General features: G+C 64.0%; 8 protein-coding genes. 5 read left to right on the top strand and 3 right to left on the bottom strand.

Going from position 1 to position 14,674, the window contains the following annotated elements; genetic code table 11:
- Positions 1 to 43 precede the first annotated feature (43 nt).
- Positions 44 to 259 carry a hypothetical protein gene (locus tag N2603_RS28720; protein WP_080648148.1) on the top strand — a complete coding sequence of 72 codons (216 nt, stop codon included), beginning with the start codon at positions 44 to 46 and terminating at the stop codon, positions 257 to 259.
- Positions 260 to 271: 12 nt separating this feature from the next.
- Here the strand turns inward: N2603_RS28720 and N2603_RS28715 are convergent, their stop codons facing one another.
- Positions 272 to 1,285 (bottom strand): hypothetical protein, encoded by a 1,014-nt coding sequence (locus N2603_RS28715; protein ID WP_260384770.1) that lies wholly within the window; start codon positions 1,283 to 1,285, stop codon positions 272 to 274.
- A 98-nt stretch (positions 1,286 to 1,383) separates the two neighbouring features.
- Here N2603_RS28715 and N2603_RS28710 point away from each other — a divergent pair, with 98 nt between their 5' ends.
- Positions 1,384 to 1,656, top strand: coding sequence for a hypothetical protein (locus N2603_RS28710; protein WP_018646284.1), 273 nt, complete (start codon positions 1,384 to 1,386; stop codon positions 1,654 to 1,656).
- A gap of 25 nt (positions 1,657 to 1,681) precedes the next feature.
- Here N2603_RS28710 and N2603_RS28705 read toward each other — a convergent pair whose 3' ends face one another.
- Positions 1,682 to 2,110, bottom strand: a complete 429-nt coding sequence (locus N2603_RS28705) for a hypothetical protein (protein WP_260384769.1) — start codon at positions 2,108 to 2,110, stop codon at positions 1,682 to 1,684.
- Between the two features lie 634 nt (positions 2,111 to 2,744).
- Here N2603_RS28705 and N2603_RS28700 point away from each other — a divergent pair.
- Positions 2,745 to 3,245 carry a hypothetical protein gene (locus N2603_RS28700; protein WP_260384768.1) on the top strand — a complete coding sequence of 167 codons (501 nt, stop codon included), beginning with the start codon at positions 2,745 to 2,747 and terminating at the stop codon, positions 3,243 to 3,245.
- Between the two features lie 112 nt (positions 3,246 to 3,357).
- A complete protein-coding gene (locus tag N2603_RS28695; RefSeq protein WP_260384767.1) occupies positions 3,358 to 3,732 on the top strand; it encodes a hypothetical protein in 375 nt (124 codons plus the stop codon).
- A 56-nt stretch (positions 3,733 to 3,788) separates the two neighbouring features.
- On the opposite strand, the gene N2603_RS28690 is transcribed toward N2603_RS28695, so the two are convergent.
- Entirely contained in the window at positions 3,789 to 4,127 is a 339-nt protein-coding gene (locus N2603_RS28690) for a hypothetical protein (RefSeq protein ID WP_283026134.1), read from the bottom strand.
- A gap of 328 nt (positions 4,128 to 4,455) precedes the next feature.
- Here N2603_RS28690 and N2603_RS28685 point away from each other — a divergent pair, with 328 nt between their 5' ends.
- Positions 4,456 to 14,649 (top strand): DUF5801 repeats-in-toxin domain-containing protein, encoded by a 10,194-nt coding sequence (locus N2603_RS28685; RefSeq protein ID WP_260384766.1) that lies wholly within the window; start codon positions 4,456 to 4,458, stop codon positions 14,647 to 14,649.
- The last annotated feature ends 25 nt before the right edge of the window (positions 14,650 to 14,674 follow it).

The following is a 14,674-nucleotide window of genomic DNA, read 5'->3' as shown; positions in this document are numbered from 1 at the left end:
GTCTTTGTCACTTTCGAGATGTTCATTTCAGCAGGGGCTTCGGGTGACAAACGATACCGCTGTGTTTGATGCGTTGCGCTTCGATCCACAAGAAGGCGAGATACCGACGGGGCGGATAGGCACGCGCGAGGCAATTCTTCGAGACGGTCTGCTTGTCGATCCATCCACGCTCGCTTATTGCCCACATCAATGGATCGATGGCAGCGGTTACCTCGATCTCGATCTGACGAGACAATTTCCTTACTTGCTCGCGCTCTGACGAACCGGACGCTCAGTTCGGCCCAAGGACGGCGTCGATCTGACGGCTGTCCCTTCTGACGATGATGATGGCTCCGTTGCGGATCGCGAATCTCGCGCCGACCAATTTGGGTATCTTTTCGGTGACCGGTGAAGGGAAGGGGATCGTCGATCCGGGAAGCGGATCGCCAACCGCCGGCGCTGCGGAGGAGCCGACGGCTGGTGCGGGTTTGATATAGTCGCGAATGAGTTGAATCTCCTCCCGCGACAGAGTGAGAGGCGCTTGCTGCGGCGGATTGTCTGCCGTTCGTTTGCTGCGCTCTTCCCGCGCCTTCTCCTCGGCCTGCCGTGCTTTTTCCGCCTCAAACCGCGAAAGCCGCTCCTTCAGCGGCGACAGCTCTCGCTGCAGGGAGGAGATCTCCGTCTGCAGCGATTTGATCTGTCGCAGGGCAATCACGGCGCCGGCGCAGATGATGACGACCAGCAGGCTGATGAGCGCAATGACGATTCCATTGACGCTGGTTCCCCGGCTGACCGTCCGCGCTGGCGGCAGATCCTCCTCGATGTGCCGGCGCCATAGTGCAGCCAGGCGATGCAGCGGCCGGGCAATTGCTTCGAGCGTGCGAGCTCGCCAGTCGCCGCTGTCCGGCGCAGGATCTGGTTCGCGTGAGGTGAGGCGGCGGGCCATTGTTGGTGGCGGCGCAGCTCCAACTGGCGGGATTGCCGGTTCGGGAACGGCAGCCTTCGCATCCAGGTCGGCGGCGCCTGGCTTGGCCACATGATCGGGGAGGGCCCCGATGACCGAGCGGCCCGCCTCGGTGATCTCCAGGCTGTCGCCATTCACGACGGCAAGGCCGGCCTCAATCAGCTCGATTCCGGCGGAGACCTGCTGTTCGATCCGGTCTTCGATGTCACCATTCTCGTCGTGCGCCTGCAGTTGCTGCTCGAGCTCGGCAAACGCAATCCGTCCGTTCGGACGACTCGCAAGTGCGGCAAGGATGGCGAGATTGGCTTGCACGGCGACCACGATGATCAGGCAGGAGGCCAAAACCGGCGAAACCAGCGAGCAACCGGTCGGCGCTCAACTATTCGCCCGCTAGGGCCTTGATTGGAAACTCCCGCTTTGGCACTGTCGCGCATTAGCGCATGAAGATCGAGGGCAACATGCCGAAATTGCTGGCCGCAACCGCCATTTCCCTGACAGTTATGTTCGTTTCAAGCGCCGCTCACAGCGGTCCCTATCCCTTCGGCGACGAGCCGTATCGCCTGGATTTCGGTCCCGCACCGCAAATTGACGCTGGCTGCTGGAAGTGGAATTGGCAGCAGTATCAATGGAATAATTACTGCCCGGTCTATGTACAGCCCAAGGCCTTTATGCACCCGAGGTCGCAGGGAGCCGTGTTGCGCACCAAGGGCTGATCGACTCGCCTTTAGGCTCCTCGCCCTAGTGGGCGAGGGTGCAGGCGATCTGGCTGTGTTTGCCGAAGTTCAGCAGGGCATTTTCGCGGAAGCCGTCGAGCCAGATGCCCCGTCCGGCGTAGCGATAACCGACGCCCATTGGAACCAGCCGGACATGCGCACCGCCCCGCCCGGTGTGCAGGGATGCCGTCACAACCTCACCGGCAACCGAGACCGCGATCGGGCAAAGCGGGTATTGCTTGCCATTCTCGCAGACAAACACCAGTTCGCTGCAGTTTCCGACCGCTGCGGGTGAGGCCATCAGGCCCAGATCGGCCGCGCTGGCCTGGGTCGTCCCGATGGCCAGACTCAAAAAGGCCGCTCCCCAAAGAAATCCGCTGAATCTGCTCTGCATCGCAGCCCCCAAAAGCGAGAAATATCCGACTAAAAGAGCAAAAATGCCATCAAAGGTCAATCAGCGCGGGCTTGTTTTGAAGTGCGCAGAACCCGCCGCCGCACGTTATCCCGGCGCTTCGCGCGGGGGTAGAGGATCGGCATTTTCAGGCTTTTCAGAAACCTCTCTGCGGTCACCGCTGCCGTTCGCGAGGCACATGTTCTGGCGCGGCGGATTTTTTGCGTGAGCCGCAGGATAAACTCGATTTAACCCCGCGAGTTGCGTCTCCACCTGCATGCAGACTCACGCCTCCGCCTTCGTGTATTTGCGATCGCGCCGAGCTCGTTTAGGGCTCGCCCGACTCCATTTTAATACCGGCGTGGCTCGCGAGTGGTCTGTTTGGTCGTCCGGCTCACTGTTACCGAAATGCCGCGGTCGCCGGAATTAATGCGCGTGAACTGCTCTTTAGGCCCTGGCACTGATCTTCCGTAATGGTGCGTGGTTGACCGGTTGTCGGACGCCGTGACAAGAAGTCGCGTGGGGAGCAGGAGTAGTCGCGCGCGATTCGAAACCGCAGGTCGGGCAAGCGGGTTTTCCGTAATTTAACGGATCTCTCGCGATGTTAATGTTTGCTTTACGACGGTGCCCGAACCTGAGGCCGTGCTTTCGGCCATGCGGCTATTCCTTGGGGAGCAAGCGAGCAGGTATGGAGACGATGACCACAGGCCGGCATTCAATCCTTGCGACCTCCTTCGTTCGTTGCGCCGCTCTGGCGCTACTGATCACCTCGACCACCACGATGGCCAAGGCGGATGAATTCCAGGGGCCGACCTTCCGCAAAGGTCTTTGGCACTTCGTTCGTACGCTCGATATGGTCGCTCATCGCAAGCCGAAGCACCGTTTGCTCGAGCGGGAGCTGACGGCCTGTGTCGATCCGACCGTCGCGATGAAGGCGACGTTCGCGTCTCCCTCGGTCGGCAGCTGCGTCTCTGCGAGACCCGAAAAGAAGAACAATCAATACACGTTCGCGAACCGTTGCGATTTCATGGGTCCCGTCAGCACGGTGATCACGGTTCACAGCGAGGAGTCCTACACTGAGCAGAACGAGCTGAGTGAGGGACAGATGCCGCGGGTCGAGCTGGTCGTGGCACATCGGATCGGCGATTGCGGTGCAGGCGCGGAGCAGAGCTCGGGCGCGAAGACGCTGTCTCACTGACGCTGCATCTCCGTAAGGCAACTGCCGAGGTTTCCGCGCCGCAATAGCGGCAGGCCCTTGCGCCGCCCCCGCAGACGCGGAAATATCGCCGCGTTCGGGGATGAGGCGCATCATGAGGCCATTGACTGGAATCGTCTGCTCCGTGGCGCTGTGCGCCGTGATTGACGCGGCGGCGGCGCAAGACACGCGACCGCCCGCCGGGCAATCCGGCCTGGGCGAGCTGGTCAAGATCGACTCGTTCCAGACGACGCGGCGGGCCGACAATTACGGAATCGCAAGCTTTGTGCTGTCCAACGGCACCGACAAGAAGATCGACAGTGTCGAGCTGACCTGCTGGATGGATGACGATCGAGAGCGCGCCACGAAAGTTCTGGTGTGGGCCAACCAGCCTGTTCCCGCGCGTGCGAGCTACCAGTTCAAGAACGTCAATATCGGCGTGGTCGGACCGAACTCGCGCAGCCAATGCGAGGTCACGCGGGTGGACTGAATTCAAGCCCGGTCGAAGGCGCAATGCTGGCGCCGAACCCGCAATGATGTTTTGCCCTAGATCTTCTGGCCGCCGGGTCCGGCGACGTTGACCGTAATCTTTTGAATCTCGGTCCGGCCGCCGGGATATTTGACCTCGATGGTCAGCGTATCGTCGCCGACAAAGTCCGGCGGCGATTTGTAGAAGGCCACGTAAGCCGGCACTTCCAGCGCCAGGCAGGCCTTGTAGTTGGTCGCCTTCACCTTACCGGGCTTGACGACGACCTTTCCCGAGGTCGGGGAGGTTGCCAATCGGATGGTTGGCAGCGGGCCGGAGGTGCAATCGGGCCTGACGTTAATGTAGAGCCCGATCTGAGTGTCCTTGTTCGGCTGGGCCTTGACCGTGCGTTCGACCATCTGGGCTTCCGGCGCCGGTTGGTTTTGCGCGGCGGCGGCATGCAAACCGAAAGATCCGGCCAGCACAGCCGTTACCAGTAATTTCCTCATCCTTTGCTCCAGCTGCCGCCGTCGGGCCTGGAGCGACAAGCGCAAGGGCGGCGTTAATCCGGCCCGTTTTGCGACATATCGCGGCCGCGCGGTCCCCTTTACCACATCCTGATCGAAAGTATTGATTAACCAAATAGTTTTCTTGACCGCCCGGGGGGTTAACAATAGCTTAAAGATACACTTCGACGTAAATTTGCCTGCAATTTTTCACTTCACGTCCTTTTGGCGGAGAGATTTCATGAATGAGCAATTTCGGGTTGCCCAGGCTACTGCTGGAAATTCGAACAACGCCTCGCCGCCACGCATCTTCAAGTTGACCAAGCCGTTCGCCGATCAGGCGGTCGTTTTGAACCTCGGTTACGACCAGAAGGTTCAAGTCGACTTTTCGGCTATTGCGAACGAGAAGATCACGCTCGTTCATATCGGCGAAAAGCTGATCATTCTTTTCGACAATCACTCCACGGTGACGGTCGAGCCGTTCTTCGACTCCCGCCACGATCAACTCGGCAATCTCACCATCCAGGTTGCGCCGGGTCGCGATCTGACCGTCGCGGAGTTCGCCAGCGCCTTCCCGATCATCAATGATCCTTCCGCAGCTTCCGCCGTTCTCCCTGCGGCCGGCGACTCGCTGGGTCAGAACAATGCGCAGGCGAGCGGCGCGAACTTCAGCACTCCCATTGTCGATCCGCTGCCGCCGGTGCCCACCAACATCCTGGCTCCCCAGGAGGATCTGCCGGGGCTTCAAGACCAGCCGCCAACCGGATTTATCCCGCAGACGCCGACCCCGCCGTCTCCGACGATTTCGCTGGGCACGTTGCCCGAGCTGGTCGTGGACGAGAGCTTCCTGACATCAGCGACGAACGGCATCGACGGCTCCACGCCTTTCCTGGCGAGTACGGTGGCGTTTGGCGTTTTGCCCGTCACGCTCAATGTGCCGGGCGGCCAGCAGTCGCTGACTTTCGCGCTGTCGATCAGTGCGCCGGGCGTGGACACCGGACTGATCGATTCGCAGACCGGAAATCACGTGTTCCTGTTCCTGGAGAACGGCGTCGTGGTCGGCCGCGAAGGCAAGGATGCGGCTGCCGCGGTCAATGGCCCGCAGGATTTCACAGTGTCCGTCGATGCCAACGGCAAGCTGACGCTGACGGATCTGCGCTCGGTGCACGAAGGCACGGGCGAGGATGGCGACATCAGCGAGGGCACGCATGTGCCCGCCGGTCTCGTCTCGCTCACGGTCACCGTGACCGACAACAGCAACCAGAGCACGAGCGCGAGCGTCGACGTCGGCCCGCATCTGACATTGCAGGACGATGGTCCCTGGATTCAGGTCGTCCTGGAGGGTGAGGAGCAGACGGTTCCGAATTTGATCGTCGACGAAAGCAACCTGACGGCTGCGACCAACGACATCGACGGTTCGATCCACAACGGCAACAACACGGCGAGCGCGTTCTTCGGCGGCTTTTTCCAGTCGGTATCCGGCGCGGACGGTGTGGCGGATTCCGAGCATCCGATCAGCTACGCGCTGTCGATCGATGTCTCCAAGTCGAGCGGCGTGGTGGACGCGCAGACCAGCGAAGCTGTCGTGCTGGTGATGAACGGCACGACGGTGGAAGGCCACACCGCGGCGAGCAACCTGCTGGTGTTCACGCTGTCGGTCGACAGCGTCGGCACGGTGACGTTCACGGATTATCGCGCGGTGAAGGAAGCCGACGGCACCAATCCGGACGGCAATGAAGGCATTAGCCTTGCCAGTGGCGCGGTGACGCTGACTGGGACGATCACCGACAACGACGGTGACACGGCGACCGCTGGCATCGATCTCGGCCCGCAGGTGACGTTCCTGGACGATGGTCCGTCGATTCACGTCGTCGTGGATGGTGAGGAGCGAACGCTTCCGAATCTGATCGTCGACGAGAGCAACCTGACGGCTGCGACCAACGGCATCGACGGCTCGATCCACAATGGCAACAACACGGCGAGCGCATCGTTCGGCAGCGTGTTCGCGGCGGTGACCGGCGCGGACGGTGTGGCGGATCCGCAGCATCCGATCAGCTATGCGCTCTCGATCGATACCTCCAAGCCGACGGGCCTGGTGGACGCGCGGACCAATGAAGATGTCGTGCTGGTGATGAACGGCACGACGGTGGAAGGCCACACCGCGTCGAGCGACCTGCTGGTGTTCACGCTGTCGGTTGACAGCAATGGCGTGGTGACGTTCACGGACGACCGCGCGGTGAAGGAAGCCGACGGCACCAATCCGGATACCAATGAAGGCATCAGCCTGGCCAGCGGCGTGGTGACGCTGACGGCAACGATCATCGACAATGACGGCGACTCGGCGGACACGAGCATCGACCTCGGTCCGCAGGTGACGTTCCTGGACGATGGCCCGTCGGTGAAGGCGGCTCTTGCCAGCGAAGCGCAGGTGGCGCTGGACGAGGGCAACACGGATGCGGGCTCCCCGCCGACGAGCACGGCGGCGACCATCGACACCGGAGCGATCGCCAAGGGCGACGATCCGGATGTGACGGGGACGGGCTATATCGCGCATGCGGTTGACGTGGCGCTGGTGACGGCGACGCCGCAGTTCGGCGCGGACGGCCCGGCGGCCTCGGATGCGACGGCCTACAAGCTGACGGTGACCAATGCGGCGTCGGGTCTGTTCGTGACCGACGGCTCGGCGATCAACCTTGTCGACGTGAACGGCGACGGCAGCGTGATCGTGGGTGTGGTGGAGGCCGGCGGCTTCGCCAACCAGGCCGCGTTTGCGATCTCGATCAACGGCACGACGGGCGCGGTGACGGTCGAGCAGTATCTGTCACTGCATCAGGACAGCGCGAGCGACACACCGGATGACGGGGTGTCGCTGAACGCCAACTCGCTGGCGGTGACGGTGACGATCACGGACGGCGACGGTGACCAGGCAAGCGCGCCGGTCGACGTGTCCGGCAAGATCACCTTCGACGATGACGGCCCGAAGGTCACGGCGACCCTGGCTGACGAAGCCCAGGTCTTGCTGGACGAGGGCAACACGGATGCAGGCTCGCCGCCGACAAGCACGGCGGCGACCATCGACACCGGGGCGATCGCCAAGGGCGACGATCCGGATGTGACGGGCACGGGCTATATCGCGCATGCGGTTGACGTGGCGCTGGTGACGGCGACGCCGGAGTTCGGCGCGGACGGCCCGGCGACCGCGGGGTCGACCGCCTACAAGCTGACGGTGACCAATGCGGCGTCCGGCCTGTTCGTGACCGACGGCTCGGCGATCAGCCTCGTCGACGTGAACGGCGACGGCAGCGTGATCGTGGGCGTGGTGCAGGCCGGCGGCTTCGCCAGCCAGGCCGCATTTGCGATCTCGATCAACGGCACGACGGGCGCGGTGACGGTCGAGCAGTATCTGTCGCTGCACCAGGACAGCGCGAGCGACACACCGGATGACGGGGTGTCGCTGAACGCCAACTCGCTGGCGGTGACGGTGACGATCACGGACGGCGACGGTGACCAGGCAAGCGCGCCGGTCGACGTGTCCGGCAAGATCACCTTCGACGATGACGGCCCGAAGGTCACGGCGACCCTGGCTGACGAAGCCCAGGTCTTGCTGGATGAGGGCAACACGGATGCAGGCTCGCCGCCGACAAGCACGGCGGCGACCATCGACACCGGCGCGATCGTCAAGGGCGACGATCCGGATGTGACGGGCACGGGCTATATCGCGCATGCGGTTGACGTGGCGCTGGTGACGGCGACGCCGGAGTTCGGCGCGGACGGCCCGGCGACCGCGGGGTCGACGGCCTACAAGCTGTCGGTGACCAATGCGGTGTCCGGTCTGTTCGTGACCGACGGCTCGGCGATCAGCCTTGTCGACGTGAACGGCGACGGCAGCGTGATCGTCGGCGTGGTGCAGGCGGGCAGCTTCGTCAACCAGGCCGCATTTGCGATCTCGATCAACGGCACGACGGGCGCGGTGACGGTCGAGCAGTATCTGTCGCTGCACCAGGACAGCGCCAGCAACACGCCGGACGACGGGGTGTCGCTGAACGCGAACTCGCTGGCGGTGACGGTGACGATCACCGACGGCGACGGCGACAAGGCGAGCACGCCGGTCGACGTGTCGGGCAGGATCACCTTCGACGATGACGGTCCGAAGCTGACGGCGGTGCTGTCGGGTGCGACGGCTGCGCTGGACGAGGGCAACACGGATGCGGGCTCGCCGCCGACGAGCACGGCGGCGACCATCAACACCGGGGCGATCGCCAAGGGCGACGATCCGAATGTGACGGGCACGGGCTACATCGCGCATGCGGTGGACGTGGCGCTGCTGACGGTGACGTCGCAGTTCGGCGCGGACGGCCCGGCGACCTCGGGGTCGACGGCGTACAAGCTGACGGTGACCAATGCGGTGTCGGGTCTGTTCGTGACCGACGGCTCGGCGATCAGCCTTGTCGACGTGAACGGCGACGGCAGCGTGATCGTGGGCGTGGTGCAGGCCGGCAGCTTCGCCAACCAGGCCGCGTTTGCGATCTCGATCAACGGCACCACGGGCGCGGTGACGGTCGAGCAGTATCTGTCGCTGCACCAGGACAGCGCCAGCGACACACCGGATGACGGGGTGTCGCTGAACGCGAACTCACTGGCGCTGACGGTGACGATCACCGACGGCGACGGCGACAAGGCGAGCACGCCGGTCGACGTGTCGGGCAAGATCACCTTCGACGATGACGGTCCGAAGCTGACGGCGGTGCTGTCGGGTACGACGGCTGCGCTGGACGAGGGCAACACGGACGCGGGTGTGCCGCCGACGAGCACGGCGGCGACCATCAACACCGGCGCGATCGCCAAGGGCGACGATCCGGATGTGACCGGGACGGGCTATATCGCGCATGCGGTGGACGTGGCGCTGCTGACGGTGACGTCGCAGTTCGGCGCCGACGGTCCGGCGGCCGCGGGGTCGACGGCCTACAAGCTGTCGGTGACCAATGCGGCGTCGGGTCTGTTCGTGACCGACGGCTCGGCGATCAGCCTCGTCGACGTGAACGGCGACGGCAGCGTGATCGTGGGCGTGGTGCAGGCCGGCGGCTTTGCCAACCAGGCCGCGTTTGCGATCTCGATCAACGGCACCACGGGCGCGGTGACGGTCGAGCAGTACCTGTCGCTGCACCAGGACAGCGCCAGCAACACGCCGGACGACGGGGTGTCGCTGAACGCGAACTCGCTGGCGCTGACGGTGACGATCACCGACGGCGACGGCGACAAGGCGAGCACGCCGGTCGACGTGTCGGGCAAGATCACCTTCGACGATGACGGTCCGAAGCTGACGGCGGTGCTGTCGGGTACGACGGCTGCGCTGGACGAGGGCAACACGGACGCGGGTGTGCCGCCGACGAGCACGGCGGCGACCATCAACACCGGCGCGATCGCCAAGGGCGACGATCCGGATGTGACCGGGACGGGCTATATCGCGCATGCGGTGGACGTGGCGCTGCTGACGGTGACGTCGCAGTTCGGCGCCGACGGTCCGGCGGCCGCGGGGTCGACGGCCTACAAGCTGTCGGTGACCAATGCGGCGTCGGGTCTGTTCGTGACCGACGGCTCGGCGATCAGCCTCGTCGACGTGAACGGCGACGGCAGCGTGATCGTGGGCGTGGTGCAGGCCGGCGGCTTTGCCAACCAGGCCGCGTTTGCGATCTCGATCAACGGCACCACGGGCGCGGTGACGGTCGAGCAGTACCTGTCGCTGCACCAGGACAGCGCCAGCAACACGCCGGACGACGGGGTGTCGCTGAACGCGAACTCGCTGGCGCTGACGGTGACGATCACCGACGGCGACGGCGACAAGGCGAGCACGCCGGTCGACGTGTCGGGCAAGATCACCTTCGACGATGACGGTCCGAAGCTGACGGCGGTGCTGTCGGGTACGACGGCTGCGCTGGACGAGGGCAACACGGACGCAGGTTCCCCGCCGACGAGCACGGCGGCGACCATCAACACCGGCGCGATCGCCAAGGGCGACGATCCGGATGTGACCGGCACGGGCTACATCGCGCATGCGGTGGACGTTGCGCTGCTGACGGCGACGTCGCAGTTCGGCGCGGACGGTCCGGCGACCGCGGGGTCGACGGCCTACAAGCTGACGGTGACCAATGCGGCGTCGGGTCTGTTCGTGACCGACGGCTCGGCGATCAACCTCGTCGACGTGAACGGCGACGGCAGCGTGATCGTCGGCGTGGTGCAGGCGGGCAGCTTCGTCAACCAGGCCGCGTTTGCGATCTCGATCAACGGCTCGACGGGCGCGGTGACGGTCGAGCAGTATCTGTCGCTGCACCAGGACAGCGCCAGCAACACGCCGGACGACGGGGTGTCGCTGAACGCGAACTCGCTGGCGCTGACGGTGACGATCACCGACGGCGACGGCGACAAGGCGAGCACGCCGGTCGACGTGTCGGGCAAGATCACCTTCGATGACGACGGCCCGAAGCTGACGGCGGTGCTGTCGGGTACGACGGCTGCGCTGGACGAGGGCAACACGGACGCAGGTTCCCCGCCGACGAGCACGGCGGCGACCATCAACACCGGCGCGATCGCCAAGGGCGACGATCCGGATGTGACCGGCACGGGCTATATCGCGCACGCGGTGGACGTGTCGCTGCTGACGGCGACGTCGCAGTTCGGCGCGGACGGTCCGGCGACCTCGGGATCGACGGCCTACAAGCTGTCGGTGACCAATGCGGCGTCGGGTCTGTTCGTGACCGACGGCTCGGCGATCAACCTCGTCGACGTGAACGGCGACGGCAGCGTGATCGTCGGCGTGGTGCAGGCGGGCAGCTTCGTCAACCAGGCCGCGTTTGCGATCTCGATCAACGGCTCGACGGGCGCGGTGACGGTCGAGCAGTATCTGTCGCTGCACCAGGACAGCGCCAGCAACACGCCGGACGACGGGGTGTCGCTGAACGCGAACTCGCTGGCGCTGACGGTGACGATCACCGACGGCGACGGCGACAAGGCGAGCACGCCGGTCGACGTGTCGGGCAGGATCACCTTCGACGATGACGGTCCGAAGCTGACGGCGGTGCTGTCGGGTGCGACGGCTGCGCTGGACGAGGGCAACACGGATGCGGGCTCGCCGCCGACGAGCACGGCGGCGACCATCAACACCGGCGCGATCGCCAAGGGCGACGATCCGGATGTGACCGGGACGGGCTACATCGCGCATGCGGTGGACGTGGCGCTGCTGACGGTGACGTCGCAGTTCGGCGCGGACGGCCCGGCGACCGCGGGATCGACGGCCTACAAGCTGTCGGTGACCAATGCGGTGTCGGGTCTGTTCGTGACCGACGGCTCGGCGATCAACCTCGTCGACGTGAACGGCGACGGCAGCGTGATCGTGGGCGTGGTGCAGGCCGGCAGCTTTGCCGGCCAGGCCGCATTTGCGATCTCGATCAACGGCTCGACGGGCGCGGTGACGGTCGAGCAGTATCTGTCGCTGCACCAGGACAGCGCCAGCAACACGCCGGACGACGGGGTGTCGCTGAACGCGAACTCGCTGGCGCTGACGGTGACGATCACCGACGGCGACGGCGACAAGGCGAGCACGCCGGTCGACGTGTCCGGCAAGATCACCTTCGACGATGACGGTCCGAAGCTGACGGCGGTGCTGTCGGGTACGACGGCTGCGCTGGACGAGGGCAACACGGACGCAGGTTCCCCGCCGACGAGCACGGCGGCGACCATCAACACCGGCGCGATCGCCAAGGGCGACGATCCGGATGTGACGGGCACGGGCTACATCGCGCATGCGGTGGACGTGGCGCTGCTGACGGTGACGTCGCAGTTCGGCGCTGACGGTCCGGCGACCGCGGGGTCGACCGCGTACAAGCTGACGGTGACCAATGCGGCGTCGGGTCTGTTCGTGACCGACGGCTCGGCGATCAGCCTCGTCGACGTGAACGGCGACGGCAGCGTGATCGTGGGCGTGGTGCAGGCCGGCGGCTTCGCCGGCCAGGCGGCATTTGCGATCTCGATCAACGGCACCACGGGCGCGGTGACGGTCGAGCAGTATCTGTCGCTGCACCAGGACAGCGCCAGCAACACGCCGGACGACGGGGTGTCGCTGAACGCGAACTCGCTGGCGGTGACGGTGACGATCACCGACGGCGACGGCGACAAGGCGAGCACGCCGGTCGACGTGTCGGGCAAGATCACCTTCGACGATGACGGTCCGAAAGCGAGCACAGTGACCGCGACGCCGGTCCTGGACGACGACGCGCAGACGCTGTTTGTGGGTAATCCGGGCGGCACGGGCGACGTTGCGAACGCAATGGTTGCGACGGGCGCGGCGGGTGCGTTGTTCGCAGCGGGTGCGGACGGTGTGCAGTCGATCAGCTTCACCACCCCGATCGGGCTGAAGGCGATCTACAAGGACGCCAACGGGCTCGGGGCCCAGGAGACGCTGACCTACGCGACGACGGTGGTCGCGGGCCACACGATCCTGACCGCGACGGGCGCGATCTCGACCAATGTGGTGTTCAAGCTCGACGTCGCACCCGACGGCTCGTACACATTCACCGAGTCGGAGCCGCTGGTGCATCCGACCAGCAGCACGACGGAGGAGAACCTCGCCGTCGCGATCGGCTTCACGGTGACGGACGGCGACGGCGACCAGGCGGCGGGTTCACTGACGGTGAACGTCAACGACGACACGCCGTCGATCGGTGCCATTCAAGATGCGATTGCACCTTTCAACAACAATACGCAGGTCAATGGTACGTGGCAGCCGCTGTTTGGTGCCGACGGCCCGAACGCAATCGCTCCGATTTCGGTCTCAATGGGAGCGAACCCGGCTGGTCTCACCTATGTCATCACCGATACGAATACGGCGGTGTCAGGCCACGAGCTCTTCAAGGTTGACGTGAAGAGTGGCGCAACGACGCTATACTCCTTCTATGAGTACACCGACTATAATCCCGCCACGAAAAGCGGGGAGATGTTTGCATTCACCGACCTTGCCCATACGAAGCAGTTCTTTGAACTGACCGTAGGCATCGATGGAACTTACAACTTCCATGTGGACACAAACACTCTGCAGCAAACGACCACGTTCAGCTTCGTTTCGCAGCTGCCAAACGGCGGTAACGGCGATTACCTGACGATCGTCAACGGCACCGGAACATTCCTCAACGGCAACGATCCCGCCACGGTGCCTGCCGGCACCGTCCTCATTGACGGATGGAACAGCGGCAGCACGAGTCCAAACTCTCACGTCTTGCACAAGAACAACCCGGGCTTGGGCATCGACAACGGCAACCTGGATGCTGGCGAAACCGTCATGTTCAGGTTCGGTGATCTGCAAACCGGCATAACCGTTGGCATCGGCAAGGGAAATAACGCGACCAACGAACACGTCCTCGTCACCGTTTGGGATGCGACTCATACCAATTCCGTTACTTGGGACTTGGTGCAGGCAGACGGCACGGCGATTGTTGTCGATCAAGCGCACTGGGGCGCTACCGGAACGGTATCCGGAGCACTCTTCTCATCTTTCAGCGAAGTCGACGTCAAGAATATCGCCAGCGGGGCCGCTGTTCCGGACGAAGACGACAAGGTCGTGCTGACGACACTTTCGTATGGGCAGAATACGACGATTGCCAGCACCACTCTGAACTTCGCGCTCGCCATCACCGATGGTGACGGCGATACGTTCGCCAGCACGGACAACCTGACAGTGTCGCTGGTCGGCACCAACGCCAGCCTGACAGGTACGACCGCGCCCGAAGTGATCGCCGCGAGCGCTGCGAATGATACAATCACCGGCGGAACGGGACCAGGAGATACCGTTGACTACAGCAACGCGACCTCCGGGGTGACGGTCAACCTGGCGGCAGAAACCGATACGGTGGCCGCCGTCGTGGGTGGTGGCGCCACAGGTGACACCATCAAGGGTATCGAAAACATCTTCGGATCGTCCTTTGCGGATACTCTGACGGCTCACCCGTCCGGGAGCGTCCTCTATGCGGGAGCAGGTAGCGGAGCTGGCACGGACGTCCTGAATGGCGGCGTCGGCAATGACACTCTCGTCGCGGGCTTGGCAGGAACTGACGTCCTGTCGGGCGGCGCGGGCAATGACACGTTCGTGCTACATGGCAATGGCGGTGCCAATGTAACGATCTCAGACCTCGGTTTGGGTGATTCCATTGTCGTCGACGTTGCAAATCTGAACCTGACCATCAATACGGCCCAGACCGTCACGTTCAACTCGGGAACGACAGGCGCAAACGATCAGACCCACGACAGTGCGTTCGTGGGTTCGAACTTCTTCTTCAACACCAGCAACAACGAGCTGTACTACTCGGCCGACAATACGGCGGCTCACGCCGTTGATCTCGCTCACATCAGCACGGGCATCCCCCAAGCCAACGCTGTCCACGTGGCGTAAGCGGCCTGTGACGCATGACAAAACC

It is taken from the genome of Bradyrhizobium huanghuaihaiense (assembly GCF_025200885.1).
In the GTDB taxonomy this organism is placed as follows: domain Bacteria; phylum Pseudomonadota; class Alphaproteobacteria; order Rhizobiales; family Xanthobacteraceae; genus Bradyrhizobium; species Bradyrhizobium huanghuaihaiense.
This window is presented reverse-complemented; position numbering and strand designations above follow the sequence as displayed.